This is a genomic window from Nonomuraea sp. AD125B, assembly GCF_041402765.1.
In the GTDB taxonomy this organism is placed as follows: domain Bacteria; phylum Actinomycetota; class Actinomycetes; order Streptosporangiales; family Streptosporangiaceae; genus Nonomuraea; species Nonomuraea bangladeshensis.
The window spans coordinates 58,884-84,275 of sequence record NZ_JBGLOU010000001.1; the positions used below are offsets into that span (position 1 = coordinate 58,884).

The 25,392-nt window shown below is 72.2% G+C and carries 25 protein-coding genes; 16 read left to right on the top strand and 9 right to left on the bottom strand.

Translation table 11 applies throughout. The annotated features are described in order from the left end of the window. Positions 1–2: 2 nt before the first annotated feature. Positions 3–701, bottom strand: a complete 699-nt coding sequence (locus ACBR40_RS00265) for a vancomycin high temperature exclusion protein (protein ID WP_371246948.1) — start codon at positions 699–701, stop codon at positions 3–5. Positions 702–763: 62 nt separating this feature from the next. Continuing rightward, on the bottom strand, positions 764–1,753 hold the full coding sequence (locus ACBR40_RS00270) for a heme A synthase (RefSeq protein WP_371246949.1): 990 nt from the start codon (positions 1,751–1,753) through the stop codon (positions 764–766). A gap of 120 nt (positions 1,754–1,873) precedes the next feature. On the opposite strand from ACBR40_RS00270, the gene ACBR40_RS00275 reads away from it, so the two are divergent. The 5 genes from ACBR40_RS00275 to ACBR40_RS00295 are packed head-to-tail and all read left to right on the top strand — an operon-like array spanning position 1,874 to position 6,391. Beyond that, positions 1,874–2,770, top strand: a complete 897-nt coding sequence (locus ACBR40_RS00275) for a dihydrodipicolinate synthase family protein (RefSeq protein WP_371246950.1) — start codon at positions 1,874–1,876, stop codon at positions 2,768–2,770. Between the two features lie 10 nt (positions 2,771–2,780). Further along, a complete protein-coding gene (locus tag ACBR40_RS00280) occupies positions 2,781–3,782 on the top strand; it encodes a proline racemase family protein (RefSeq protein WP_371246951.1) in 1,002 nt (333 codons plus the stop codon). Then, positions 3,779–4,744, top strand: coding sequence for a proline racemase family protein (locus ACBR40_RS00285; RefSeq protein ID WP_371246952.1), 966 nt, complete (start codon positions 3,779–3,781; stop codon positions 4,742–4,744). Before ACBR40_RS00280 ends, ACBR40_RS00285 begins: the two co-directional genes overlap by 4 nt. Next, the gene (locus ACBR40_RS00290) at positions 4,741–5,700 is read left to right on the top strand and encodes an ornithine cyclodeaminase family protein (protein ID WP_371246953.1); all 960 of its coding nucleotides are present in this window, start codon (positions 4,741–4,743) and stop codon (positions 5,698–5,700) included. The genes ACBR40_RS00285 and ACBR40_RS00290 overlap by 4 nt, the downstream gene beginning before the upstream one ends. 13 nt (positions 5,701–5,713) lie before the next feature. Then, entirely contained in the window at positions 5,714–6,391 is a 678-nt protein-coding gene (locus ACBR40_RS00295) for a GntR family transcriptional regulator (protein ID WP_329575119.1), read from the top strand. A gap of 302 nt (positions 6,392–6,693) precedes the next feature. Here the strand turns inward: ACBR40_RS00295 and ACBR40_RS00300 are convergent, their stop codons facing one another. Then, positions 6,694–7,608 (bottom strand): EamA family transporter, encoded by a 915-nt coding sequence (locus ACBR40_RS00300; protein ID WP_344215772.1) that lies wholly within the window; start codon positions 7,606–7,608, stop codon positions 6,694–6,696. A gap of 102 nt (positions 7,609–7,710) precedes the next feature. On the opposite strand from ACBR40_RS00300, the gene ACBR40_RS00305 reads away from it, so the two are divergent. Continuing rightward, a complete protein-coding gene (locus tag ACBR40_RS00305; protein ID WP_371246954.1) occupies positions 7,711–8,892 on the top strand; it encodes an MFS transporter in 1,182 nt (393 codons plus the stop codon). 4 nt (positions 8,893–8,896) lie between these two features. Here ACBR40_RS00305 and ACBR40_RS00310 read toward each other — a convergent pair whose 3' ends face one another. Then, positions 8,897–9,685 carry an ABC transporter permease gene (locus tag ACBR40_RS00310; RefSeq protein ID WP_371246955.1) on the bottom strand — a complete coding sequence of 263 codons (789 nt, stop codon included), beginning with the start codon at positions 9,683–9,685 and terminating at the stop codon, positions 8,897–8,899. Then, positions 9,682–10,590 (bottom strand): ABC transporter ATP-binding protein, encoded by a 909-nt coding sequence (locus ACBR40_RS00315; RefSeq protein ID WP_344215768.1) that lies wholly within the window; start codon positions 10,588–10,590, stop codon positions 9,682–9,684. The genes ACBR40_RS00310 and ACBR40_RS00315 overlap by 4 nt, the downstream gene beginning before the upstream one ends. 175 nt (positions 10,591–10,765) lie before the next feature. On the opposite strand from ACBR40_RS00315, the gene ACBR40_RS00320 reads away from it, so the two are divergent. From ACBR40_RS00320 to ACBR40_RS00365, 10 genes are all read left to right on the top strand, one after another. Then, entirely contained in the window at positions 10,766–12,013 is a 1,248-nt protein-coding gene (locus ACBR40_RS00320; RefSeq protein WP_344215766.1) for a multidrug effflux MFS transporter, read from the top strand. Positions 12,014–12,108: 95 nt separating this feature from the next. Beyond that, positions 12,109–12,822, top strand: a complete 714-nt coding sequence (locus tag ACBR40_RS00325; RefSeq protein WP_344215764.1) for a helix-turn-helix domain-containing protein — start codon at positions 12,109–12,111, stop codon at positions 12,820–12,822. Continuing rightward, positions 12,819–14,231 carry a Fe-S cluster assembly protein SufB gene (sufB, locus tag ACBR40_RS00330; RefSeq protein ID WP_344215762.1) on the top strand — a complete coding sequence of 471 codons (1,413 nt, stop codon included), beginning with the start codon at positions 12,819–12,821 and terminating at the stop codon, positions 14,229–14,231. The genes ACBR40_RS00325 and sufB overlap by 4 nt, the downstream gene beginning before the upstream one ends. Then, complete coding sequence (sufD, locus tag ACBR40_RS00335; protein WP_344215760.1) at positions 14,231–15,352, top strand: Fe-S cluster assembly protein SufD; 1,122 nt, start codon at positions 14,231–14,233, stop codon at positions 15,350–15,352. The genes sufB and sufD overlap by 1 nt, the downstream gene beginning before the upstream one ends. After that, on the top strand, positions 15,349–15,678 hold the full coding sequence (locus ACBR40_RS00340) for a non-heme iron oxygenase ferredoxin subunit (protein ID WP_344215758.1): 330 nt from the start codon (positions 15,349–15,351) through the stop codon (positions 15,676–15,678). Before sufD ends, ACBR40_RS00340 begins: the two co-directional genes overlap by 4 nt. Positions 15,679–15,684: 6 nt before the next feature. Continuing rightward, positions 15,685–16,431: a Fe-S cluster assembly ATPase SufC gene (gene sufC, locus ACBR40_RS00345; RefSeq protein ID WP_329575142.1), complete on the top strand. Its 747-nt coding sequence runs from the start codon at positions 15,685–15,687 to the stop codon at positions 16,429–16,431. Next, positions 16,428–17,681, top strand: coding sequence for a cysteine desulfurase (locus ACBR40_RS00350; RefSeq protein WP_371246956.1), 1,254 nt, complete (start codon positions 16,428–16,430; stop codon positions 17,679–17,681). The genes sufC and ACBR40_RS00350 overlap by 4 nt, the downstream gene beginning before the upstream one ends. Positions 17,682–17,683: 2 nt before the next feature. Then, the gene (gene sufU, locus ACBR40_RS00355) at positions 17,684–18,121 is read left to right on the top strand and encodes a Fe-S cluster assembly sulfur transfer protein SufU (protein ID WP_329575147.1); all 438 of its coding nucleotides are present in this window, start codon (positions 17,684–17,686) and stop codon (positions 18,119–18,121) included. Beyond that, entirely contained in the window at positions 18,118–18,480 is a 363-nt protein-coding gene (locus tag ACBR40_RS00360) for a metal-sulfur cluster assembly factor (protein ID WP_329575148.1), read from the top strand. Before sufU ends, ACBR40_RS00360 begins: the two co-directional genes overlap by 4 nt. Positions 18,481–18,760: 280 nt before the next feature. Then, on the top strand, positions 18,761–20,746 hold the full coding sequence (locus ACBR40_RS00365; RefSeq protein ID WP_371246957.1) for a DEAD/DEAH box helicase: 1,986 nt from the start codon (positions 18,761–18,763) through the stop codon (positions 20,744–20,746). 76 nt (positions 20,747–20,822) lie between these two features. Here the strand turns inward: ACBR40_RS00365 and ACBR40_RS00370 are convergent, their stop codons facing one another. The 4 genes from ACBR40_RS00370 to ACBR40_RS00385 form a co-directional block, all read right to left on the bottom strand. After that, positions 20,823–21,776, bottom strand: coding sequence for a carbohydrate ABC transporter permease (locus ACBR40_RS00370; RefSeq protein WP_344215750.1), 954 nt, complete (start codon positions 21,774–21,776; stop codon positions 20,823–20,825). Further along, a complete protein-coding gene (locus tag ACBR40_RS00375; RefSeq protein ID WP_364453031.1) occupies positions 21,776–22,708 on the bottom strand; it encodes a sugar ABC transporter permease in 933 nt (310 codons plus the stop codon). The genes ACBR40_RS00370 and ACBR40_RS00375 overlap by 1 nt, the downstream gene beginning before the upstream one ends. Positions 22,709–22,718: 10 nt before the next feature. Next, positions 22,719–23,978, bottom strand: coding sequence for an extracellular solute-binding protein (locus ACBR40_RS00380; protein WP_371246958.1), 1,260 nt, complete (start codon positions 23,976–23,978; stop codon positions 22,719–22,721). 217 nt (positions 23,979–24,195) lie between these two features. After that, positions 24,196–25,212, bottom strand: a complete 1,017-nt coding sequence (locus tag ACBR40_RS00385) for a LacI family DNA-binding transcriptional regulator (protein WP_344215743.1) — start codon at positions 25,210–25,212, stop codon at positions 24,196–24,198. Between the last annotated feature and the right edge of the window lie 180 nt (positions 25,213–25,392).

Here is a 25,392-nt window from a genome sequence, read left to right on the forward strand (position 1 = left end):
CGTCAGGGGCGCGGTTCGGCGAGCGCGCGGGCGAGCGAGGTCTCCCGCGGCCCCGGGAAGACCGGGTCGGCGTCGAGGACCTTCGCGTCGGCGAACGCCTTGGCCGTGGCGAACAGCTCGCGGGCGGCGTAGACGTAGGTGGTCCCGGCCCAGCGGCGGGAGGAGTCGTCGCCCGCCCCGAACGCCTCCAGCCCGGCCGTGCGGCACAGCGTCACCGCGCGCGGCACGTGGAACTCCTGGGTGACGACGGTGACGCTGCGGGCCCCGAAGACCTGCCTGGCCCGTACGCACGAGTCCCAGGTGTCGAAGCCGGCGTAGTCGAGCACCATCGCCGCGTCCGGCACGCCCTCGGCGCGCAGGTAGTCGCGCATCGCGGTCGGCTCGTCGTACTCCTCGCGGCTGTTGTCGCCGGACAGCAGCAGCGCCCGCACCTTGCCGGAGTGGTAGAGCTCGGCGGCGATGTCGAGCCGGCGGGCCAGCATCGGCGAGGGCCGCCCGGCGTACAGGCCGGCGCCGAGCACCAGCGCCGCCTCCGCCGGCGGCACCGGGGCCGTCCAGCCAGCGCCCTCGGCCGTCACGCGGTGACCCGAGCTGCTCAGCCAGGCCCAGGTCATGGGCGCGAGCGCGAGCACGCTCAGCAGCACCGCTCCTTGGTACGCGCGCCGCAGCGCCTTCCGGGAGGGGTGCACCTTTCCCCACATATCGCACCCCTTCCAGGCTGGGGGAGTGGCGGACATCTCACCACACACCCTGGCATAACCGATCACACAGTGGCGGCCACTTCGGCGGGGGAGGGGCCGGCGGGAGCGGCGGGCAGCGGATCGCGGGAACGCAGCGAGGTGACCGCCCGCAGCGCGGCGATCCAGACCAGGGTCGAGCCGAGCACGTGCAGCAGCACCAGCGCGGCGGGCACCGCCAGGAAGTACTGGGTGTAGCCGATCACGCCCTGCGCCAGCTCCACCAGGAGCAGCGCGAGCGCCGCCCTCCGGGCCGCCAGGGGCGCCCCCGACACGCGCAGCCCGAACAGCAGCGCGAACGTCAGCCCCACCACGACGTAGGCCACGTCGGCGTGGAAGCGCGCCACGGCCTCGATGTCGAGGTCGAACCGGGAGGCGATCTCGTCGCCCGAGTGCGGGCCGGTGCCGCTCACCACCACGCCGACCACCAGCAGCACGAACGCCGCTCCCAGCAGCACGTGACCGAGGACGCGCAGGTCCCGGTGGACGACGGACCTGACCGGGCCGTCGCCCTCGCCCGCGCGGGCATACAGCAGCCAGCAGGCCGCGATGAGGCCGGTGGACAGCAGGTAGTGCATGCCCACGGTGAACGGGTTGAGCGCGCTGCGCACCACCAGGCCGCCCCACAGCGCCTGGGCCAGCACGCCGACCGGCTGCAGCAGGGCCAGCCGCATCAGCGCCGTGCGGCGCGGCAGGAGCCGCCAGGCCGCGAGCACGCAGGCCGCGCCCACGGCCAGCACCAGGAAGGTCAGCAGCCGGTTGCCGAACTCGACGAGCATGTTGAGCATCGACACCTCGGGGTGCGCCACCGGGACGAAGCTGTCGGGTGTGCACCGGGGCCAGGTGGGGCAGCCGAGCCCAGAGGCGGTCACGCGCACGCCGGCGCCGGTCACCGTGATGCCCGCGTTGGCCACCACCGAGGCCAGCGCCCAGGCGCGCATCGACCGTGGGGTCGGGGCCCAGAACGAGGCCAATCCGCGCACGAAAAGGTTGGGGTGGTCAGTGGAGAGCTTCACGTCATCGATGGTACGGGCCGTGGCGGGCGGTCCCGGAACCGGCAAGGGGGCTTCTCAGCCTCAAGAGTATGTGACATATTACTGCCGTAAGCGGTGCCCCCACCCCTGGAGGAATCCCTGATGGCCCTGGCGGAACGCAAGCCCTGGCGCGGCGTCATGGTCGCCACCGCGCTGCCCCTGCGCGACGACCTGTCCGTGGACCTCGACGGCTACGCCGACCACTGCCGCTGGCTCGTCGACAACGGCTGCGACGGCGTCGTGGTCAACGGCTCGCTCGGCGAGTACCAGACGCTCACCCCCGAGGAGCGGGCCGCGGTCGTCGAGACCGCGGTCGCCGCCGTCGGCGGCGCCAACGTCATGGCCGGAGCCGGCGCGTACGGCGCCGCCGAGTCCCGCCGCTGGGCCGAGCAGGCCCGCGAGGCCGGCTGCGGCTCGGTGCTCCTGCTGCCCCCCAACGCCTACCGAGCCGACGAGCGGGCCGTACTCGCCCACTACCGCGAGGTGGCCGCGGCCGGACTGCCGGTCGTCGCCTACAACAACCCCTACGACACCAAGGTCGACCTCACCCCCGCGCTGCTGGCCAGGCTGCACGAGGAGGGCCTGATCGTGGCGGTCAAGGAGTTCAGCGGGGACGTGCGGCGGGCGTACGAGCTGGCCGAGCTGGCCCCCGGCCTGGACCTGCTGATCGGCGCCGACGACGTGCTGCTGGAGCTGGCCGTGGCCGGCGCGACCGGCTGGGTGGCCGGCTACCCCAACGCCCTGCCCGCCTCCACCTCCGCCCTCTACCGGGCCGCCGTCGCGGGCGACCTCGCCACCGCGCTGCCCCTGTACCGTACGCTGCACCCGCTGCTGCGCTGGGACTCCAAGACCGAGTTCGTCCAGGCGATCAAGCTGTCCATGGACCTGGCCGGCCGGCGCGGCGGCCCCTGCCGCCAGCCTCGGCAGCCGCTGACCGGCGAGCAGGAGGCGGCCGTCCGGGCCGCCACGGAGAAGGTGCTCGCGGAAGGGCTGAGGTGAGGATTCCGGCATGAGAACCACGCGCGTGCTCCACGCTGTCGACTCGCACACCGAGGGCATGCCGACCCGCGTCATCACCGGCGGCGTCGGCGTCGTCCCCGGCGCCACCATGGCCGAGCGGCGCGTCTACTTCCGCGACCACCTCGACCACATCCGCAAGCTGCTCATGAACGAGCCCCGCGGCCACGCCGCGATGAGCGGCGCCATCCTCCAGCCGCCCACCCGGCCGGACGCCGACTTCGGCGTGCTGTTCATCGAGGTGTCGGGGCTGCTGCCGATGTGCGGCCACGGCACCATCGGCGTGGCCACCGTGCTGGTCGAGACCGGCATGGTCGAGGTGACCGAGCCGGTCACCACCGTCCGCCTGGAGGTCCCCGCCGGGCTGGTCGAGGTGGACGTGGCCGTCGAGGATGGCATGGCCAAGTCCGTGACCCTGCGCAACGTGCCCTCCTACTGCGACCGGCTCGACGCCGTCGTCACCGTGCCGGGCTTCGGCGAGATCCCGTACGACCTCGCCTACGGCGGCAACTTCTACGCCGTCGTCGACCTCGCCGCCTACGGCCTGCCCTTCGACCGCAAGGCCAAGAACGAGATCATCGCCGCCGGCCTGGCCACCATGGAGGCCATCAACGCCGCCGACCGGCCCGTGCACCGCGAGGACCCGCGCATCCAGGGCTGCCACCACGTCTACTTCGCCGCCCCCGGCTCCGACGCCCACCACTCCCGGCACGCCATGGCCATCCACCCCGGCTGGTTCGACCGCTCCCCGTGCGGCACCGGCACCAGCGCCCGGATGGCCCAGCTGCACGCGCGCGGCGAGCTGCCCCTGGAGCGGGACTTCGTCAACGAGTCCTTCATCGGCACCCGCTTCGTCGGGCGGCTGCTGGGGGAGAGCACCGTGGGCGGCGCGCCCGCCGTCCTGCCGTCGATCACCGGCCGGGCCTGGGTCACCGGCACCGCCCAGTACTTCCTCGACCCGCGCGACCCCTTCCCGGAGGGCTTCGAACTGTGATCACCACCGTCGACTACCACACCGGTGGCGAGCCGTTCCGCATCGTCACCGGCGGCGGGCCCGACCTCCCCGGCGAGGACGTGCCCGCCCGCCGGATCGCCGCCATGGAGCAGGCCGACGACCTGCGCCGGCTGCTCTGCCACGAGCCGCGCGGCCACGCCGACATGTACGGCTGCTTCCTGGTCCCGCCGAACGACCCGGGCGCGCACCTCGGGGCGCTGTTCTGGCACAAGGACGGGTTCTCCACCGCCTGCGGCCACGGCACGATCGCGCTCGGCGCGTACGCGGTGCACGAGGGCCTGGTGGCGGCCCCACGGGACGGCGTGACCGACGTGGTGATCGACGTGCCGTCCGGGCGGGTCACCGCCCGGGTGCGCACCTCAGGCGGGCGGGTGCGGGCGGTCACGTTCGTGAACGTGCCGTCGTACGTGCTCGCGCGCGACGTCCAGGCGGGCGGCGTCCGGGTGGACCTGGCCTACGGGGGCGCGATCTACGCCTCGCTGCCGGCGGCCGCCGTGGGTCTGTCCGTGGAGCCCCGGCACCTGACGGCGCTCGTCGAGCACGCCCGGCGCATCAAGGCCGCGCTGGCCGGGCATCCGGCCACCGAGCACCCCGGCGACGACCGGCTGTCCGGCGTCTACGGCGTGATCTTCCACGACGAGCTGCCGGACGTGGACGGGGCGGCGCACCAGCGCAACGTCACCGTCTTCGCCGACGGCGAGGTGGACCGCTCGCCGTGCGGCTCCGGCACCGCCGCCCGGCTGGCCCTGCTGCACGACGACGGGCTGCGCGGCCTGCTGGTGCACCACAGCGTCGTCGGCAGCTCGTTCGTCGCGCGGGTGGCCAAGGTGGTGCCGGAGGGGATCGTGCCGGAGATCGAGGGCATGGCGTACCGGACCGGGCGGCACGTCTTCGAGCTGGATCCCGAGGACCCGATCGGAACGGGGTTCGTGCTGCGATGAGCGATCTGCCGTACCTGGACGCCGCCACGGTCGAGCGGCTGGTGCCGATGGGCCGGGCCGTGCGGGTCCTGGAGGACGCGCTGCGCGACGGGCTCGACCCGGAGGCCACCCCGCAGCGGCCGATCGTGGCCGTGCCCGCCGGGCAGCTCCTGCTCATGCCCGCGGCCACCGCCCGCTACGTCGGCGTCAAGGCCGTCTCCATCGCGCCCGCCAACCCGGAGCGGGGGCTGCCCCGGATCCAGGGGACGTACCTGCTGCTCGACGGCGCCACCCTGGCCCCGCTGGCCGCGCTGGACGGCATCGCGCTCACCTCGCTGCGCACCCCGGCGGTCTCGGCGCTGGCCGTCCGCCACCTGGCCCGGCCCGAGGGCGGCCGGCTCGTCGTCTTCGGCAGCGGGCCGCAGGCATGGGGGCACGTCCTCGCCCTGCGCGAGGTCCGCCCGATCACCGGGGTCACGGTCGTCGGCCGCGACGCCGCCCGCGCCGCCGCCCTGGCCGAGCGCTGCCGGGCCGCCGGCCTGCCCGCCCGCGCCCACGGCCCCGACGAGGCCGCCGCCGCCGTGGCGGAGGCGGACCTGATCGCCTGCTGCACGACCGCCAGGGAACCGCTGTTCCCCGGTAAACTCGCCCGCGACGGCGTCACCGTCGTCGCGGTCGGCTCCCACGAGCCCGACGCCCGCGAGCTCGACGGCGACCTCGTCGCCCGCGCCACCGTGGTCGTCGAAGCACGCTCGGCGGCGCTGGAGGAGGCCGGCGATGTGATCGTTCCGATCCGCCACGGTACGATCACCTCTGGTCATCTCGCGGGCAACCTCGCCGAGCTGGTCGCGGGAGCGGTGCCGGTGGGCGCCGGGCCGCGGGTGTTCAAGAGCACCGGCATGGCGTGGGAGGACCTCGTGGTGGCCGCCGCCGCCTACGAGGCGTGGGCGGGCGGCGAAACCGGCGAGGGAGCGTAGACAGGGAGGGCGGATGGCTGCCGCAGACCGGCTCGACCTGCCGGCGGTGGGGGAGCGCCAGAGCCTGCGCGAGCAGGTGGCGCAGGCGTTGCGCGCCGCGCTGATCGCCGGCGAGATGCGGCCCGGCGTGGTCTACTCCGCCCCGGTGCTGGCCGCCCAGTTCGGCGTCTCCGCCACCCCCGTCCGCGAGGCCATGCTCGACCTGGCCAAGGAGGGTCTGGTCGAGGCGGTCCGCAACAAGGGCTTCCGGGTGACCGAGCTGTCCGACCGCGACCTCGACGAGCTGACCGAGCTGCGCCGTCTCATCGAGGTGCCCACGGTGGCGAGGCTCGCCGGCACCCTGGAGGCCGCCGCGTTCGAGCGGCTGCGGCCGATCGCCGAGGAGATCGTCGTCGCCGGCGAGGCCGGCGACCTGCTCGCCTACGTCGACGCCGACCTGCGCTTCCACGTCGAGCTGCTGGCGCTGTCCGGCAACGCGCGCCTGGTGTCCGTGGTGCGCGACCTGCGCAACCGGGCCCGGCTCTACGGCCTGTCCCAGCTCTCCGAACGCGACGCGCTCGGCGACTCCGCCCGCGAGCACCTGGCGCTGCTCGACGCGCTCGCCGGCGGCGACGGCGAGGCCGTGGCCCGGCTCATGGACGAGCACATCGGCCACGTCCGCGGCATCTGGGCCGCCCACGCCGAGCCCTGAGCCCGGACCGCCGGCTCCCGGGGACGAGTTTGCGCATTCGGGGATCGAGCTTTCACCGCGCGAGGTAATCTCGATGCGAGCCCGCCGGAAGACCCGACAGGGCTCACCCCCACCGCCCCCGCGGCCCGGCCGCGCTCCCCGTCGCGAGGAGCAGGGCGGCACTCCACGAACTCGGTCACGCGGAACCCGCCCTCCGCTGGCCTTCCTCGGGCTCGGCACCACCCCGCCCATAGACGCCGAGCCCTCCGCCGCGCGCCCACGAGTTTCCCGTCCCGGGGCGCGCGGCGGACCCCTCCTCCCGTCTACGCCTTGCCGCGCCTGGTCGAGCCCAGGCTGGCGGCGACCACGCAGACGATGGCCACCCAGTGCTGCGCGTTCAGGATCTCGCCCAGCAGCAGCACGCCGATCAGCGCCGCCACGGCCGGCTCCAGGCTCATCAGGATGCCGAACACCTGCGGCGGCATGCGCCGCAGCGCCTGCAGCTCCAGCGAGTACGGGATCACCGACGACAGCAGCCCCACGCCCACCCCGATGAGCAGCAGGTGCGGCTGCAGCAGATCGGCCCCGCCGGTGGTGACCCCGACCGGGGCGATCACCACGGCCGACACCATCATCGCGAACGCCAGCCCGCTCGTCCCGGGGAACCGCCGCCCGGCCGCCGCCGACAGCAGGATGTAGCCCGCCCAGCAGGCCCCCGCCACCAGCGCGAAGCCGATGCCGGCCCAGCTCGCCGAGGCCGAATCGCCCCAGGGCGCGAGCAGCGCCACCCCGGTGCCCGCCAGCGTCACCCACAGCAGGTCGATCCGCCGCCGCGAGGCCGCGACGGCCACCCCCAGCGGCCCCAGGAACTCGATCGCCACGGCGATGCCCATCGGCAGCCGGGCCAGCGCCTCGTAGAACGACAGGTTCATCAGCGCCAGCGTCAGGCCGAACCCGACGCCGACCGCCCAGTCCCGCCAGGTCAGCCCCTTGAGCCGCGGCCGGACGAAGGCCCCCATGATGAGCGCGCCGGCCGCGATGCGCAGGAACACCACCGCGCTCGGCGGCAGCACCGCGAACAGCTCCTTGGCCAGGCCCGCGCCCAGCTGCACCGAGAAGATCGCGAGCAGCACCAGCGAGGACGGCGGGATCGAGTCGGCCGCCGCGCGCAGCAGGTTGCCCGGCCGCGGCAGGCCGGAGCCGCGCTCGAACGGATCGTCCAGGGCGAAGGCGGTCACGGACGTGACTCCTCATGGGAAAGGGAAGGGGAGCGGACCGGTAGAGCTTACTCGGGATGCCCGGCATTTCCGCATTTAGGGGCACGCTTAAGGTGGTACGTCATGGACGCCGCCCCCGCCCCCGCCGTCAGCCTCTCCGCTCCTCCGCTGGGCGTGTCCGCCGCCTCGTTCGTCAGCAGCTTCGACCGCTTCGCCGTCAGCCCCATGCTCGTCGTCATCGCCACCGACCTCGGCGTGCCGCTGTCGGCGTCGGTCACCGCGGCCAGCGGCTACTACCTGGCCTACGGCCTCACCCAGCCGCTGTGGGGCGTGCTGTCCGACCGGTTCGGGCGGGTGCGGGTCATGCGCGGCGCGCTGGTGGGCGCGGCCGTGGCGGGGCTGGTCTCGGCGCTCATGCCCGCGCTCTGGGCGCTGGTGGCCGCCCGGGTGGTGACCGGCGCCTGCTTCGGCGCGGTGATCCCGACCGGGCTCACGTACGTGGGCGACACGGTACGGCCCGCGCTGCGCCAGCGGGCGCTCACCGACCTCATGAGCGCGACCGCGCTCGGCACGGCCCTCGCCACCGGGCTCGGCGGCGCGCTCGCCGGGCTGGTGAGCTGGCGGGCCGCCTTCACCGTGCCCGCCGCCTGCGCCCTGGCCTGCGCGCTGGCCCTGCGCTCGCTGCCCGAGCCGGCCCGCGACGGCGCCACTGCGGGCGTGCGGCGTTTCCTCGGCATGGTGCTCGGGCAGCGCTGGGCGCTGCTGGTCTTCGCGCTCGCCTTCACCGAGGGCGCGATCATGCTGGGCGTGATGCCGTTCCTCGCCCCGGCGCTGGAGCACTCCGGCGTCGCGGCCGCCCTCGCGGGGCTCGGCATCACCGCGTACGGGATCGGGCTCTGGGCGCAGGCGAAGCTGGTCAAGCGGCTGTCGGGACGCTGGCCCGCGCCGCTGCTGATGACGGTGGGCGGGGCGCAGCTCGTGGCGGGCTTCGCGCTGGCCGCGGCGACGGTGAACCTCGTCACCGTGGCCGTCACCGCGCTGCTGCTCGGCGGCGGCTGGTCGTTCCTGCACTCGTCGCTGCAGACCTGGGCGACGTCGGTCGTGCCGCAGGCACGGGGCACCACGATCGCGTTCTTCGCCGCCGCGCTCTTCGTCGGCAGCGCCGTCTCCTCGTGGGCGGCCGGGCCGCTGGCCGAGGCGGGCCGTTATCCGCTGCTGTTCGGGCTGGCCGCCGTCGCGGCGGCGCCGCTGACCGCCGTGGCCGCGCTCACCCGCCGCCGCTACGGCGGGGTGCGGGCGGGCTGACGGCTCACTCCCAGCGGAACGTCCGCGACACCAGCCCCAGCGACAGCACCGCCCAGGCCGCCAGCACGCCCAGGGGGACCAGCGGCAGCGCCGCCCCCTCGGCGAGCACCGCGCGCAGCCCGCCGGTCAGCGCCGAGATCGGCAGCACCTCCAGCGCCGGCCGCACGTTCTCGGGGAACTTCGCCAGCGGGAAGATCACCCCGCCGGCCCCGAGCAGCACCAGGTAGACGAGGTTGGCCGCGGCCAGCGTCGCCTCGGCGCGCAGCGTGCCCGCCATGAGCAGGCCGAGCCCGCTGAAGGCCGCCGTGCCGGCGACGATCAGCAGCGCGGCGGCCAGGAACGACCCATGCGGCCGCCAGCCCAGCGCCAGCCCGACGGCCACGATCACCGCCGCCTGGATGACCTCCACGGCCAGCACCGCCACGGTCTTGGCCAGCATGAGCCCGGCCCGCGACAGCGGGGTCGCGCCGAGCCGCTTGAGCACGCCGTAGCGGCGCTCGAAGCCGGTCGCGATGGCCTGCCCGGTGAAGGCGGTGGACATCACCGCGAGCGCCAGCACGCCGGGGACCAGGAAGTCGACGCGCCGCACGCCGCCCAGCTCGATCAGCGGGGCCAGCGAGAAGCCCACCAGCAGCAGCACCGGGATGATCAGGGTGAGCAGGAGCTGCTCGCCGTTGCGCAGGGTGGCGCGCAGCTCCGCGCCGGCCTGCGCCAGCACCATGCGCGGGAACGGCGCCGCGCCCGGCGCGGGGGTGAGGTCCAGCGTGCCCGTGGCTCGCTCGTACGCGCTCAACGCAGCTCCCTGCCGGTCAGCTCCAGGAAGACGTCCTCAAGGGTGCGCCGCTCGATGCGCAGGTCGTCGGCCGTGACGCCCTCGGCGGCGCACCACGCGGTCACGGTGGCCAGCAGCTCGGGGCCGACCTGGCCCTCGATGATGTAGTGGCCGGCCGGCGACTCCTTGGCCGCGCTGCCCGCGGGGAGCGCGTTGAGCAGCTCCTCCAGCGCCAGCCCCGGCCGCGCACGGAACCTGAGCTGCCGCTCGGCCCCGGTCAGCGAGGCGGGCGTGCCCTCGGCCACCACCCGCCCCCGGTCGATGATCACCACGTGGTCGGCCAGGCGTTCGGCCTCGTCCATGTGGTGCGTGGTGAGCACCACCGACACCCCGGCCGAGCGCAGCTCGCCCACCAGCTCCCAGCAGGCGTGCCTGGCCTGCGGGTCGAGCCCGGCGGTCGGCTCGTCGAGGAAGACCAGCTCGGGGCGGCCGATGACGGCGGCGGCCAGCGACAGCCGCTGCTGCTGCCCGCCCGACATGCGCCGGTAGGGGGTGCGGGCGTGCCCGGCGAGCCCGAGCCGCGCCAGCAGCGCGGCCGGGTCGAGCGGCCGGGCGTGGAAACGCGCGACCAGGCGCAGCCACTCGCCGCAGCGCACCGCCGGCGGCACCCCGCCGGACTGCAGCATGACCCCGACCCGGGCGCGCAGCTCGGGCCGCTCGGGAGTCAGCCCCAGCACCCGCACGGTGCCCGCGTCGGCGGTGCGGAACCCCTCACAGATCTCGACCGTGGTCGTCTTGCCCGCCCCGTTGGGCCCGAGGACGGCCGTGACCGCGCCGCGCTCCGCGCGCAGGGCGAGGCCGTCGAGCGCGGTGCCCGCGCCGTAACGTTTGACCAGGTCGAGGATCTCGACGGCTGGGGATTCCATGACGACGAGTCTAGGGACTGCGCGGGGCGGTCCGGGCCTCAGGTGAGCGCGTGGGCGAGGGCTCTCCATAGAAAATCACGGAAATATCTGATAACTGGGAATTAGGAGGACCGGACAGCCGTTGCCGTACCTCGGCCCTCGTGGGCCACCCGGGTTCGCGAGGAGAGGGGTTTGCATGTCCGTGGCCGCAGCCACGTCCACCGCCGTACGAGCTGAACGGAAGTCCGAGAAGAAGGAACGCAGGGCGCTGCTCCTGGTGCTCCTCGGCGCGCTCTCGGCCATCGGGCCGCTCTCCATCGACATGTACCTCCCGGCGCTGCCCGCCATCACCTCCGAGATGCTGAGCGGCCCCGCCCAGGTCCAGCTCACGCTCACCGCCTGCCTCATCGGCGTGTCGGTCGGGCAGGTCATCGCCGGCCCGTTCAGCGACATGCGCGGGCGGCGGATGCCGCTGATCGTGGGCGTGGCCGGGTTCATGGCCGCCTCGCTGCTGTGCGCGTTCGCGCAGTCGGTGCCGATGCTCATCGCCTTCCGCCTGCTGCAGGGCATGCTCGGCGGCGCGGCCCTGGTCATCGTGCGCGCCGTGGTGCGCGACCTGTACGAGGGCGCCGCCATCGCCCGCATCTTCGCCACGCTCATGCTGGTCAGCGGCCTGGCGCCGATCCTCGCCCCGATCGCGGGGGCGCAACTGCTGGCGTTCACCTCGTGGCGGGGCGTCTTCGTGGCGCTCAGCCTGGCCGGCGTCGTGCTGCTGGTCGCGGTGCTCGCCGGGGTGCGCGAGACGCTGCCGGCCGGGAGCCGCGAGAGCGGCGGGCTCAGGCACACCGTCCGCACGTTCTGGCAGTTGCTGCGCGACCGCTCGTTCATGGGGTACGCGCTCACCGGCGGCCTCGCCTTCGCCGCGATGTTCGGCTACATCTCCGGCTCGCCGTTCGTGCTGCAGGAGGTCTACGGCGCCACCCCGACGCAGTACTCCCTCATCTTCGGGCTCAACGCCCTCGCCCTCACCGTCATGGCCCAGGTCGGCGGCCGGCTGTCGGGGCGGGTGTCCCCGGCGGCCATCGTGGTGGCGGGCCTGGCCACCAGCCTGGCGGGCGCGGCCCTGCTCATGGCGGCCGCGCTCACCGGCCTCGGCCTGTGGGGCATCGTGGCCGGCCTGGTCGTCATCATGCTCGGCCAGGGCCTGACGCTGCCCGGCACCAGCGCGCTGGCGCTGGGCTCGCAGCCCGCCCAGGTGGCCGGCAGCGCGGCGGCGCTGATGGGCGTGCTGCAGTTCGCGCTGGGCGCGGTGTCGGCGCCGCTGGTCGGCGTCGTCGGCGCGGGCACCGCCGTGCCGATGGCCTCCGTGATGCTCGGGCTCATCGTCTGCGCCGTCCTCGCCTACGCCGTCCTGGGCCGTACCCGGGCGTCGAGCAGGAGTTAGGTAAGGCTGCCCTGCGTGACAAATTCCATTGCCGAGCTGCCCCGATCCGTTTGTGAGACGGGAAGGATTTACGGCACACTGATGTTGTGAAAAACATGCCCACGATCGAGCCCGGTAGCGAGCGCGGCACGCGTGCCCGCGTCGCCCGGCTGATCCTTGAGCATGGTCCCGTCGCGGCCGCCGCCCTCGGCGAGCGGCTCGGGCTCACACCCGCGGCCGTCCGGCGTCACCTCGACGCCCTGCTGGCCGACGGGATGATCGAGCCCCGCACGGTGCGCCCGCGCGGGCAGCGCGGGCGGGGGCGGCCGGCCAAGCTGTTCGCCATCACCGACGCGGGGCGCAGTGCTTTCGAGCACGCCTATGACGACCTGGCCGGCAGCGCGCTGCGCTACCTGGCCGATCGCATGGGGCAGGACGCTGTGGCCGACTTCGCCCGCTCGCAGGTCTCCGGCCTGCTCAAGCGGCTGGAGCCGGTCATGCGGGCGGTGCCGGCCGAGCAGCGCGTACACGTGCTGGCGCAGGCGCTGTCGGCGGAGGGTTACGCCGCCTCGGCCAGCAAGGCCAAGTCAGGCGGCGACCAGCTCTGCCAGCATCACTGCCCGGTGGCCCACGCGGCAGCCGAGTTCCCTCAGCTCTGCGAGGCCGAGACGGAGGCGTTCGCGCAGCTGCTCGGCACACCGGTGCAGCGCCTGGCCACGATCGCGCACGGCGACGGGGTCTGCACGACGCACGTGAGCCCGCAGACGCTGGGCGAATCCGCACACAAGGACAAGAGTCCTCACGATACGAGCAAGGAGACCGGAAGGTGACTGTCACCGACCGCCCGGAGCTGGAAGGCCTCGGGAATTACAAGTTCGGCTGGGCCGACCCGGACATCGCCGGGGCGACGGCCAGGCGCGGCCTGTCCGAAGAGGTCGTCCGCGAGATCTCCGCGCTGAAGAACGAGCCGGAGTGGATGCTCGACCTGCGCCTCAAGGGTCTCCGGCTGTTCGACAAGAAGCCGTTGCCGACCTGGGGCGCCGACCTCACCGACATCGACTTCGACAACATCAAGTACTTCGTGCGCTCGACGGAGAAGCAGGCCGCCTCCTGGGACGAGCTGCCCGCCGACATCAAGAACACCTACGACAAGCTCGGCATCCCCGAGGCGGAGAAGCAGCGCCTCATCGCCGGCGTCGCGGCCCAGTACGAGTCGGAGGTCGTCTACCACAAGATCCGTGAGGACCTTGAGGAGAAGGGCGTCATCTTCGTCGACACCGACACGGGCCTGAAGGAGCACGAGGAGCTCTTCAAGGAGTACTTCGGCTCGGTGATCCCGGTCGGCGACAACAAGTTCGCCGCGCTCAACACCTCCGTGTGGTCCGGTGGCTCGTTCATCTACGTGCCGCCGAACGTCGAGGTCGAGATCCCGCTGCAGGCCTACTTCCGGATCAACACCGAGAACATGGGCCAGTTCGAGCGGACCCTCATCATCGTCGACGAGAACAGCTACGTGCACTACGTCGAGGGCTGCACCGCGCCGATCTACTCCAGCGACTCGCTGCACAGCGCCGTCGTCGAGATCATCGTGAAGAAGAACGCCCGCTGCCGTTACACGACCATCCAGAACTGGTCGAACAACGTCTACAACCTGGTCACCAAGCGCGCCGTCGCCTACGAGGGCGCGACCATGGAGTGGATCGACGGCAACATCGGCTCCAAGGTCACGATGAAGTACCCGGCCGTCTACCTCATGGGCGAGCACGCCAAGGGCGAGACCCTGAGCGTCGCCTTCGCCGGCGAGGGCCAGCACCAGGACGCCGGCTCCAAGATGGTGCACCTGGCGCCCAACACCAGCTCCAGCGTCATCTCCAAGTCGGTGGCGCGCGGCGGCGGCCGCACCTCCTACCGCGGTCTCGTGCAGATCGAGGAGGGCGCCCACGGCAGCGCCAGCACCGTCAAGTGCGACGCGCTGCTGGTCGACCAGATCAGCCGCTCCGACACCTACCCCTACGTCGACGTCCGCGAGGACGACGTCTCGATGGGCCACGAGGCCACGGTCTCCAAGGTCAGCGAGGACCAGCTGTTCTACCTCATGAGCCGCGGGCTCGACGAGGACGAGGCGATGGCGATGATCGTGCGCGGCTTCGTGGAGCCGATCGCGCGTGAGCTGCCCATGGAGTACGCGCTCGAGCTCAACCGGCTGATCGAGCTGCAGATGGAAGGAGCCGTCGGCTGATGGGCCTGAACGAGAAGCCCCTGTCGACCCTGCACGAGAAGGCGTCCTACGACCTGGGCGACTTCGAGGTCCCGACCGGCCGCGAGGAGGCCTGGCGGTTCACGCCGCTCACGCGGCTGAAGGGCCTGCACAACGGCAAGGCCGAGGCGGCCGGTCACGTCCGCCTCGACGTGGACGCCGCCCCCGAGGTCACCGTCGAGACGGTCGGCCGCGACGACGCCCGCGTCGGCAAGGCGTTCACGCCCACCGACCGGGTGAGCGCCCAGGCGTGGAACAGCTTCGAGAAGGCCACCGTCATCACGGTGCCGCGCGAGGCCGTCGCGTCCAAGCCGACCGTGCTCACCCTCACCGGTGAGGGCGACGGCGCCGCCTACGGCCACCTCGTGGTCAAGGTGGAGCCGCTGGCCGAGGCCGTGGTCGTGCTCGACCACAAGGGCAGCGCCGTCTACGCCGACAACATCGAGTTCGTCGTCGGCGAGGGCGCCAACCTCAAGGTCGTCAGCCTCCAGGACTGGGACGACGACGCCGTCCACGTCTCGCACCACCACGCCCAGCTCGCCAAGGACGCGACCTTCCGCAGCTTCGTGGTGACGCTCGGCGGCGACCTGGTGCGCCTGTCGCCCAGCGTGGCCTACACGGCGCCGGGCGGCGACGCCGACCTGTCGGGCGTCTACTTCGTGGACGCCGGGCAGCACCTGGAGCACCGCCTGCTGGTCGACCACTCGCAGCCCAACTGCAAGAGCAACGTCGACTACCGCGGCGCGCTGCAGGGCGACCGGGCGCACGCCGTCTGGATCGGCGACGTGATCATCAGGGTCGAGGCCGAGGGCACCGACACCTACGAGCTCAACCGCAACCTCATCCTCACCGACGGCGCCCGCGCCGACTCGGTGCCCAACCTGGAGATCCTCACCGGCGAGGTCGCCGGCGCGGGGCACGCCTCCGCGTCCGGCCGTCTCGACGACGAGCACATCTTCTACCTCCAGGCCCGCGGCATCCCCCACGACGAGGCACGCCGCCTGGTGGTGCGGGGCTTCCTCGGCCAGCTCATCGAGAAGATCCAGATCGAGGAGCTGCGCGAGCGCGTCATGAGCGCCGTCGAGGCGGAGCTCGCGCGATGAGCGACGCCGGCAGCTTCGAGAAGGTGTGCGCGCTCGCCGACATCCCCGACGGGGGAGTCATCGGCGTCGAGGTGGGGGAGACCCCGGTGGCGCTGGTGCGCAAGGGCGAGCAGGTGTACGCCCTGCACGACGTCTGCTCGCACGCCGAGGTCAAGCTCAGCGAGGGCGAGGTCTACGACGACACGCTGGAGTGCTGGCTGCACGGCTCGTGCTTCGACGTGCACACCGGCAAGCCGACCGGCCCGCCCGCCATCAAGCCCGTGAACGTCTACACAGTCAAGATCGACGGCGACGACGTCCTCGTCTCGCTCTCGAAGGAGTCATAAGCAACCATGTCCACCCTTGAGATCCGCGACCTGCACGTCGCCGTCGAGGACAAGGAAATCCTGCGCGGCGTCAACCTCACGGTGAACTCCGGCCAGACGCACGCCATCATGGGCCCCAACGGCTCGGGCAAGTCGACGCTGGCCTACGCGATCGCCGGCCACCCCAAGTACACCGTCACCGGCGGGCAGGTCCTGCTCGACGGCGTCGACCTGCTGGAGCTGTCGGTCGACGAACGCGCCCGCGCGGGCCTGTTCCTGGCCATGCAGTACCCGGTCGAGGTCCCCGGCGTGTCGGTCTCGAACTTCCTGCGCTCGGCCGTCACCGCCGTCCGCGGCGAGGCGCCCAAGCTGCGCGAGTTCGCCAAGGACCTGAAGGGCGGCATGGACGCGCTGTCCATCGACCCCGCCTTCGCCCAGCGCAACCTCAACGAGGGCTTCTCCGGCGGTGAGAAGAAGCGCCACGAGATCCTCCAGATGGAGCTGCTCAAGCCGAAGATCGCCGTCCTCGACGAGACCGACTCCGGCCTCGACGTCGACGCGCTGCGCGTGGTGTCCGAGGGCATCAACCGCTTCCGCGCGAGCGGCGACACCGGCGTGCTGCTGATCACGCACTACACCCGGATCCTGCGCTACGTGAAGCCCGACTTCGTGCACGTCTTCGCCGGCGGGCGCATCGTCGAGGCGGGCGGGCCGGAGCTGGCCGACAAGCTCGAGGCCGAGGGCTACGAGCAGTACACGAAGGCGTCTGCATGACTTCCACCAGCTTGGACGTGGAGCGGATCAGGAAGGACTTCCCGGTCTTCTCCCGCGAGCTGCCCGACGGGCGACCGCTCGTCTACCTCGACTCGGGCAACTCCTCGCAGAAGCCCAACCTGGTCATCGAGACCATGCGCGAGCACCTGGCCCTGCACTACAGCAATGTGGGGCGGGCCATGCACGTGCTCGGCGCGGAGTCCACGGAGGCGTACGAGGGCGCCCGCGACAAGGTCGCGGCGTTCGTCGGCGCGGCGCGCGACGAGGTGGTCTTCACCAAGAACGCCTCCGAGGCGCTCAACCTCGTCGCCTACTCCTTCGGCAACCCCGCCAACACCGACCCCCGCTTCACCCTCGGGCCCGGCGACGAGATCGTCGTCACCGAGATGGAGCACCACTCCAACATCGTGCCGTGGCAGATGCTCGCGCAGCGCACCGGCGCCACGCTGAAGTGGTTCGGGGTCACCGACGAGGGCCGGCTCGACCTGGCCGACGGCGTCATCACCGAGCGGACGAAGATCGTCTCGGTGGCCCACCAGTCCAACGTGCTCGGCACCGTCAACCCGGTGGCCGAGCTGGCCAGGCGGGCCCACGAGGCGGGGGCGCTCATCCTGCTGGACGCCTCCCAGTCCGTGCCGCACCACCCGGTGGACGTCGCCGCGCTGGACGCCGACTTCGTGGCCTTCACCGGCCACAAGATGGTCGGCCCCTCCGGCATCGGCGTGCTGTGGGCGCGGGCCGAGCTGCTCGACGCCATGCCCCCGTTCCTCGGCGGCGGCGAGATGATCGAGGCGGTCTGGATGGACCGCTCGACCTACGCCCCGGCCCCGCACAAGTTCGAGGCCGGCACGCCGCCGATCGTCGAGGCCATCGGTCTCGGCGCCGCCGTCGACTACCTCTCCGGTGTCGGCCTGGAGGCGATCGAGGCGCACGAGCGCGAGCTGACCCGCTACGCGCTGGAGGCGCTGCGCGAGGTGCCGAGGCTGCGCGTCATCGGGCCCGGGACGCTGGAGGCGCGGGGCGGCACGGTGTCGTTCACGCTGGAGGGCATCCACCCGCACGACGTCGGGCAGATCCTCGACGACCAGTTCGGCGTCGCGGTGCGCGTCGGGCACCACTGTGCCCGCCCGCTGCACCTGCGGTTCGGAATACCCGCGACCACGCGGGCGTCGTTCTACCTGTACAACACCACGGGCGAGATCGACGCCCTGGTTCGCGGCCTGCATCACGTTCAGAAGGTGTTCGCATAGCCATGATCGGCGAGTCGATGTACCAGGAGCTGATCCTGGAGCACTACAAGCACCCGCAAGGGCGCGGGCTGCGCGAGCCGTACGACGCCGAGGTCCACCACGTCAACCCGACCTGCGGCGACGAGATCACGCTCAGGGTCAAGGTGGACGGCGACCAGGTGCTCGACGTCTCCTACGACGGGCAGGGCTGCTCGATCAGCCAGGCCGCCGCCTCGGTGCTGCACGAGCTGACCACCGGCTCGTCAGTCGCGGAGTCGCTGTCGGTCGTCGACGAGTTCACCCGGCTCATGCAGGGCAGGGGCCAGGTGGAGGCCGACGAGGACGTGCTCGGCGACGCGGTCGCCTTCGCGGGCGTGGCGAAGTTCCCCGCCCGTGTGAAGTGCGCGTTGCTGTCCTGGATGGCCTACAAGGACGCAGTGGTGAGGAGTGCCGCCCAATGAGCAAGCCAACCGAGACCCCGACGACCGAGTTCGACGGTGAGATCACCGTCGACGAGGTCATGGAGGCGCTCAAGGACGTCGTCGACCCCGAGCTGGGCATCAACGTCGTCGACCTGGGCCTGATCTACGGCCTCAACCTCGACGCGGCCGGCGGCGGCAAGCCCGTGGCCACCATCGACATGACGCTGACCAGCGCGGCCTGCCCGCTGACCGACGTCATCGAGGACCAGGCGCACTCGGCGCTCGACGGCATGGTCTCCGACGTGAAGATCAACTGGGTCTGGCTGCCGCCGTGGGGCCCGGACAAGATCACCGACGAGGGCCGAGAGCAGCTTCGTATGCTAGGCTTCAACGTCTGACCTCTGTTCGCTGTACGGCTGGCGTCCGACGTCAGCCGTTTCAGCGTGTCATCAGGGTTTTCGGAAGGTCCGAACCCGGCCGGGAAATATCCGATAACATCCCGGCGTTGGATCAGATGCACCCCGACGCCTCATCGCGCGTCTCAGCATCGCCTGCGGCCGGTGCGCCGGTGCATCCTCCCCTCTTTTTCTGACTGGTACGGCGTGTGCCGTACATCTTGGCTCGTCCTTTCGCAGAAGTGACGTGCCACTTCGACGGAAAGGCACGACTTTCGTGACCATGCTTGACGCTGTCATGCCCGCGCTCGACGAGAGCATCTCCGGCGCGACCTCCGCGGCCGCCCCGGAAGCGGGTCCGTCCGAGTTCGAGCTCCTGGGGCTGCCCAGGCCGCTCGTCACCGGACTGGCCAGACAGGGCATCGAGAGCCCCTTCCCGATCCAGAGCGCGACCATCCCCGACGTGCTCGCCGGCAACGACGTGCTCGGCCGTGGCCAGACCGGCTCCGGCAAGACCCTCGCCTTCGGCCTGCCGACCATGGCCCGGCTCGCCGGGGTCAGGCCCGTTCCCGGGCGGCCCCGCGCGATGATCCTCGTCCCGACCCGTGAGCTCGCCCTCCAGGTCCACGACGCCCTCGAACCTCTCGGCCGCGGCCTCGGGCTGCGCATGAAGGTCGTCGTCGGCGGCATGTCCATGGGCAAGCAGATCGAGGCGCTGCGGCGCGGCGTCGACCTCGTCATCGCCACCCCCGGACGCCTCGGCGACCTCATCCGGCAGGGCGAGTGCTCGCTCGCCGACGTCGAGGTGAGCGTCCTCGACGAGGCCGACCACATGTGCGACCTCGGCTTCTTCCCCGTCGTCACCGAGCTGCTCGCGCAGACCCCGGCCGACGGGCAGCGGCTGCTGTTCTCCGCCACCCTCGACGGCGACGTCGACAAGCTGGTGCAGCGCTTCCTCAAGAACCCGATCACGCACTCCGTGGCTCCCGCGACCTCGCCGGTCGACACCATGGAGCACCACGTGATGCAGGTCACCCGCGACGACAAGTTCGACGTGGCGGCCGAGATCGCCAACCGCGAGGGCCGCACCATCATCTTCGTGCGCACCCAGCACGGCGTGGACCGGCTGTGCAAGCAGCTCGCCCGCGTCGGCGTGAAGGCCGGCGGCCTGCACGGCGGCAAGCGCCAGAACCAGCGGACCCGCATCCTCGCCGAGTTCCGCGAGGGCTCGGTCAACGTGCTGGTCTGCACCGACGTCGCGGCGCGCGGCATCCACGTGGACAACATCTCGCTGGTGCTGCACGTCGACCCGCCCCAGGACCACAAGAGCTACCTGCACCGCGGCGGGCGTACCGCGCGGGCCGGCGAGAAGGGCACCGTCGTCACGCTGGTGCTGCCGAACGAGCGGCGCTCCACCGACGCGCTCACCCGCCGGGCCGGCATCCACCCGTTCCGCCTCAAGGCCACCCCGGGGCACCCGAGGGTCGCCGAGGTGACCGGCGCCCGCATCCCGAGCGGCGAGGCCATCCCCGTGTGGGAGCCCGACGTGCGCAAGCCGCTGCGGCCGCGCCGCGACGGCGGCGGTGCCGGCGGTTCCGAGCGCCGCAACCGCCGTCCGCGCCGCGACTTCGACGGCGAGCGCCGCCCGCGCCGCCACGAGGACGGCGAGCGTCCCTTCGGGGGCGACCGGCGTCCGCGCCGGCACGGCGACGAGTCGCGCACCGTGGGCGAGGGCCGCGACCGCGGCTATCAGCCGAGGCGCGGCTTCCGCGAGGGCGACCGGCCCGTCCGCGAGGGCGAGCGTCCGGCCCGCGAGGGCGGCCGTGACGGCTACCGCGGCGGCTCCCGCGACGACCGTGGCTTCTCGGGCGACCGTGGCTCCAACGGCGCCCGCGGCTACAACGGTGACCGTGGCTACAACGGCGACCGCGGCTCCTCCGGGGAGCGCGGCTTCTCCGGCGACCGTGGCTCCCGCGACGACCGTGGCTACAACGGCGACCGTGGTTTCTCGGGCGACCGTGGCTACAACGGCGACCGGGGCTCCTCCGGTGACCGCGGCTTCTCGAACGACCGGGGCTTCTCGGGCGGCGACCGTGGTTTCTCGGGCGGCGACCGGCGCGGTGGTTTCCGCGGCGAGCGTGGCTACCGCGGCGACGACCGTGGCGGCCGCGCCGGCCAGGACCGCGGGTCGCGCGGCGACTGGCGCGGCTCCGACGACCGCGGCCAGCGCCCCCGCCCGTTCTCCTCGGACCGCCGCCACGCGCGCTGACCGGCCCCGCTGAAGCGAACCCCACCGCCCGCCACACCCCCGAGGTGTGGCGGGCGGCGGCGTTTCCGGGGGTGGGTCAGCCTTTCAGGCCGCTCAGGGCGATGCCCCGGGTGAAGTACTTCTGGAAGATCAGGAAGAACACGATGGTCGGGACCGAGGCGATGAACCCGCCCGCCATGATGGCGCCCTGGTGGTCCGGCGCCCCGAAGTACGAGTTGAGCCGGGCCAGGGCGACCGGCAGGTTCGCCATCTCGTCGCTCTGCACGATCACCAGCGGCCACAGGAAGTTGTTCCATTCGGCCAGCACGATGAAGATCGACATCGCAGCGAGCGCCGGCCGCAGCAGCGGCAGCACGATCTGCCACCAGATCCGCCACTCCCCGGCGCCGTCCACGCGGGCCGCCTGGATGAGCTCGTTCGGCACCGACTGCAGGAACTGCACGAGGAAGAACAGCACGAACGCCTTGGCCAGCCCCGGCACGATGTACGCCGTGTAGGTGTCCAGCCAGCCCAGATTGCGCATGATGACGTAGTTCGGGATGAGCGTCGTCTGCCAGGGCACCATCATCGACGCGATGATCATCAGGAAGATGACCCGGCGGCCCCTGATCTGGTGCTTGGCGATCACGTACGCCGCCAGCGAGCAGACCAGCAGCGCCCCCACCGTGATCGCCGTGGTGATGACGACGCTGTTGAACAGGAACCGCCAGAACCCGAACTCCACCTGGAACCGCTGGAACACCCCCTGCAGATGCCCCGGGTTGACCCGTTCCGCCGACCACTCGGGGTCGTAGAAGTTCACGGTCGACGGCGAGCGCGGCACGAACGACGGCGGGATCCTGGACAGCTCCGTCGGCGGCTTCAGCACCGTGATGATCAGCCAGTAGAACGGCACGACCATCGTCAGCGACAGCAGGTAGAACGGCAGGCGCAGCAGGTGCCCGTTCAGCCGGGCCCGGCCGCCCGCGCGCGGCTGCTCGTGCCGGGCCCGCCGCGCCGGGGCGAGCCGGTCCATCGGGGCGACGGCCATCACAGCTCCTTCATCGCGCGCCCGACGCGCAGGTTGACGAGGCTCAGCACGAAGATGATCAGGAACAGCACCCAGGCGACGGCCGAGGCGTAGCCCAGCTTGAAGTGGGTGAACCCCTGGTCGTAGAGGTAGGGCACGATCATCAGCGCCGAGTCGAGCACGCCGCCGATGTTGTTGGTGCCGCGGAAGACGATGTAGACCGCCTCGAACACCTGGAACGCCCCGATCAGCCCGGTCACCACCACGTACGTGGTGACCGGCCGCAGCAGTGGCAGCGTGATGTGGCGGAAGCGCTGCCAGGTCGAGGCGCCGTCGATCCTGGCCGCCTCGTAGTACTCCTCGGGGATGGAGCCGAGCCCGGCGACGTACAGCACCATGCCGTAGCCCATGCCGCCCCACACCGACATCAGCACCAGGATCGGGATGGTGAGCCCCGGCGTGGCCAGCCAGGGCACGGTGGAGCCGCCGAGCCAGTGGACGACCGTGTTGGCCAGGCCGACCTCGCTCGGGAACAGCACCCACTTCCACATGATCATGAGCGCGATGGAGGAGGTCACCGACGGCAGGAAGAACAGCGTGCGCATGACGCGGTGCGGCCAGCTCGGGCCGTTGAAGGCCAGCGCCAGCCCCAGCGACAGCAGGGTGCCGAGCACGACCGAGGCCACCACGTAGAGCGCGGTGTTGCCGAGCGCGTGCCGGAATCGGGCGTCGCCGGCGAGTTCGGCGAAGTTGTCCAGGCCGGTAAAGACGGCCGGGTTGACCCCGTCGAACGAGGTGAAGCTGAGGTAGAGCGAGTTGGCCAGCGGCCAGAGCAGGAACGCCGCGAACAGCGCGAGGAACGGCAGCAGCATCGCGTACGAGGTGCCGTAGCGGCGCAGCCGGTCCACGGGGACGCGGCGCAGCCGGCCGCCGATGGGGACGGGACCCGCCATTGTCGGCCTCCTAACCGGCGTTGCGCTCCATGACCTTGGCCGCCTCCGCGAGCGCGGTCTTCGCGTCCGACTTGCCGAGGATGGCCGACTGGAGCTGCTTGGCCACGTCGGAGGCGCTCTCGTCCCAGCCGGGGCAGCCGGGGGCCGCCTTGCCCGTGCCGATCGCCTGCGCGAAGACCTGCGCCTGCTCGGGCGTGAACGTCGAGCCGCCCACGATCTGGTCGGGGCGCGGCGGGATGTAGGAGATGTTGCGCTTCCTGGCCTCGCCGGCGACGGCGGCGATGGCCTCGTCGGTGTACATGAACTTCACAAAGTCCGCGCCGGTCTGGGCGTACTTGCTGAAGGAGGTGACGCCGATCGCCCGGCCGCCGATGAACGTGGTCGGCCCGGCGGGCCCGGCGGGCAGCGGCGCCATCGCCCACTTGCCCTTCAGCTTGGGCTTGTTGGTGTCGAGGCCCTTGGCGATCCAGTTGCCGGCCACCACCATCGCGGTGCCGGTGTCGAGGGCGTCGGAGCCCTCGACGGTGGCGGTGGGCGCGCCGTGCTCGCGGTAGAGGTCCACCCAGTACGTCAGCGCCCGCTCGGCCTGCGGGGTGTCGAGCGAGGGCTTGCAGTCGGGGGTGTAGAAGGCGCCGCCGGCCTGGTAGAGGTAGTTGAAGTAGCCGATCCAGTCGAGGTTGCCCCAGTCCTGGCTGTAGGGCTTCTTCACCCCGGCCGCCTTGAGCGTGGCGATGTCCTCGACGAGCTCCTCCCACGTCTTGGGCGGGGCGTCGATCCCGGCCTTCTCCAGCAGGTCGGTGCGGTAGTAGAGGGCCAGGGTGGACATGTCGAGCGGCACCCCGTACACCGAGCCGTCGGGGGAGACGGCCGACTCCCACTGGGCGGGCTGCGCCTGTCCCTTGAGCGCGTCGATACCGTGCCCCCGCAGGTCCACCATGGCGCCGCGGGCGCCGAACTGGATGGTCCAGGTCATGCCGCCGGAGAGGATGTCGGGGCCGGTGCGGCTGGTCGCGGCGGCGAGGAGCTTGGCGTAGGCGTCGTCCCAGGACAGGGTCTGCACCTTGACCGTCACGTTCGGGTGCTTCTGGTGGTAGAGGTCGGCGGCCTTCTGGAAGGTCGCCGTCTCGTCGTCGCCTCCGGTGGACCAGAAGGACAGGGTCATGGGGGCGTTCTGGTCGGCCTGCTCCATCCGGGTCTGGCCGCTCGTGGCGCAGGCCGTGCTCAGGGCGGCCACGAGGATCGTGCTGCACGCTGCCATGGTTCGTCGCATGGGGCCATCCGATCTCTCCGTCGGATGGGCGCCGGACTTGCGCCGGCGGACGTGCGGATGTGCCTGCGGGTCCCTTGGCCGGCGCCCACTTACTGGTGCGGAGCGGATTTCACCACTTAAGCGGGTAAGCCACAATAGGAAGTTTTTCGAGAGAGCGCGTTCCCCGGCTCTCGTGACGGCGATGACCTTCGGTTACGGCTGCAGCGGAAATTTTCCGTCACGATGAAAACGGAGCGGTGCTCCCTCTCGGCAGCAGGCGCGCGGGCGGCTCCGGGGCGCCGTCCGGCCGCTCGCCGGCGATCACCCGGAGCAGGGTGCGCGCGGCGTGCGCGCCGTAGGCGGGGACGTCCCGGGTCACGGCCGTCAGCGGCGGCCGGACCACCTGCGCGAGCGGGGAGTCGTCCCAGGCCACGATCGACAGCCCGGCGGGGACGGCCAGGCCCATCTCCTGGGCGACCGACAGGCCCGCCACCGCCATGATGTCGTTGTCGTAGACGATCGCCGTGGGCCGGGGACGCGCGCTGAGCAGCAGCCTCGTCGCCCGCGCGCCCTCCTCGCCGGTGTAGTCGGTGTGCGCGACCGGGTGCCCGCCGAGGCCGGCCGCCGCGCAGCCCCGCGCGAACGCCTCGTCCCTGATCCTGGTGTGCAGCAGCGCCGGCAGCCCCGCCACCCTGGCCACCCGCCGGTGGCCGAGCGCCGCGAGGTAGCCGATGACCTCGCCCATCACGGCGGCCTCGTCCGACCACACGGCGGGCAGCGGGCCCGCGCCCGACGGATGCCCGGCCACCACGGCGGGCATGCCGAGCCGCTCCACCTCCGCCACGCGGGGGTCGGCGGCGCACAGGTCCACCAGGATCGCGCCGTCCACCCGGCCCTCGCCCCACCAGCGCCGGTACACCGCGATCTCGGCCTGACGGTCCGGCACCACCTGCAGCATCAGCGCGCACGAGCTGGCCGCCAGCTCGTCCTCGACGCCGCTCACCAGCTCCATGAAGAACGGCTCCACCCCGAGGAAGCGGGCCGGCCGGGAGAGCACCAGGCCGATCGCGTCGGCGCGGGCGCCGCTCAGCGAGCGGGCGGCCACGTTGGGGCGCCAGCCGACCTCCTGGGCGATGGCTCTGATGCGCGCCCGCGTCTCCTCCGAGACGCCGGGGCGGCCGTTCAGCGCGTACGACACCGCCCCCTTGGACACGCCGGCCCGCCGCGCGATGTCGGCGATCGTCGGCCTCTTCACGCCTGCTCCCTCCCGCGCCCCTGCGGTCCCGATAAACCGCTGAACCGTATCAGCGACATTGACAATCTCCGGTCCGATCCGGGCACAATGCTTTTCCGGTTCATAAACCGGAAACGGGTCCATGTACAGTCCTTCGGGTTCCCGGGCGGTCATCGGATCTGCCGTGCGCCGATCGGGGCG

Excerpts from the sequence above, each read along its gene's own strand:
- ACBR40_RS00365 (WP_371246957.1), top strand. The coding sequence starts at position 18,761 with ATGCTTGACGCTGTCATGCCCGCGCTCGACGAGAGCATCTCCGGCGCG.
- ACBR40_RS00280 (WP_371246951.1), top strand. The coding sequence starts at position 2,781 with ATGAGAACCACGCGCGTGCTCCACGCTGTCGACTCGCACACCGAGGGC.
- ACBR40_RS00265 (WP_371246948.1), bottom strand. The coding sequence starts at position 701 with ATGTGGGGAAAGGTGCACCCCTCCCGGAAGGCGCTGCGGCGCGCGTAC.
- ACBR40_RS00320 (WP_344215766.1), top strand. The coding sequence starts at position 10,766 with ATGTCCGTGGCCGCAGCCACGTCCACCGCCGTACGAGCTGAACGGAAG.
- ACBR40_RS00325 (WP_344215764.1), top strand. The coding sequence starts at position 12,109 with ATGCCCACGATCGAGCCCGGTAGCGAGCGCGGCACGCGTGCCCGCGTC.
- sufD (WP_344215760.1), top strand. The coding sequence starts at position 14,231 with ATGGGCCTGAACGAGAAGCCCCTGTCGACCCTGCACGAGAAGGCGTCC.
- ACBR40_RS00380 (WP_371246958.1), bottom strand. The coding sequence starts at position 23,978 with ATGCGACGAACCATGGCAGCGTGCAGCACGATCCTCGTGGCCGCCCTG.
- ACBR40_RS00295 (WP_329575119.1), top strand. The coding sequence starts at position 5,714 with ATGGCTGCCGCAGACCGGCTCGACCTGCCGGCGGTGGGGGAGCGCCAG.
- ACBR40_RS00305 (WP_371246954.1), top strand. The coding sequence starts at position 7,711 with ATGGACGCCGCCCCCGCCCCCGCCGTCAGCCTCTCCGCTCCTCCGCTG.
- ACBR40_RS00315 (WP_344215768.1), bottom strand. The coding sequence starts at position 10,590 with ATGGAATCCCCAGCCGTCGAGATCCTCGACCTGGTCAAACGTTACGGC.
- sufU (WP_329575147.1), top strand. The coding sequence starts at position 17,684 with ATGATCGGCGAGTCGATGTACCAGGAGCTGATCCTGGAGCACTACAAG.
- ACBR40_RS00360 (WP_329575148.1), top strand. The coding sequence starts at position 18,118 with ATGAGCAAGCCAACCGAGACCCCGACGACCGAGTTCGACGGTGAGATC.
- ACBR40_RS00375 (WP_364453031.1), bottom strand. The coding sequence starts at position 22,708 with ATGGCGGGTCCCGTCCCCATCGGCGGCCGGCTGCGCCGCGTCCCCGTG.
- ACBR40_RS00290 (WP_371246953.1), top strand. The coding sequence starts at position 4,741 with ATGAGCGATCTGCCGTACCTGGACGCCGCCACGGTCGAGCGGCTGGTG.
- ACBR40_RS00370 (WP_344215750.1), bottom strand. The coding sequence starts at position 21,776 with ATGGCCGTCGCCCCGATGGACCGGCTCGCCCCGGCGCGGCGGGCCCGG.
- ACBR40_RS00275 (WP_371246950.1), top strand. The coding sequence starts at position 1,874 with ATGGCCCTGGCGGAACGCAAGCCCTGGCGCGGCGTCATGGTCGCCACC.
- ACBR40_RS00340 (WP_344215758.1), top strand. The coding sequence starts at position 15,349 with ATGAGCGACGCCGGCAGCTTCGAGAAGGTGTGCGCGCTCGCCGACATC.
- ACBR40_RS00350 (WP_371246956.1), top strand. The coding sequence starts at position 16,428 with ATGACTTCCACCAGCTTGGACGTGGAGCGGATCAGGAAGGACTTCCCG.
- sufC (WP_329575142.1), top strand. The coding sequence starts at position 15,685 with ATGTCCACCCTTGAGATCCGCGACCTGCACGTCGCCGTCGAGGACAAG.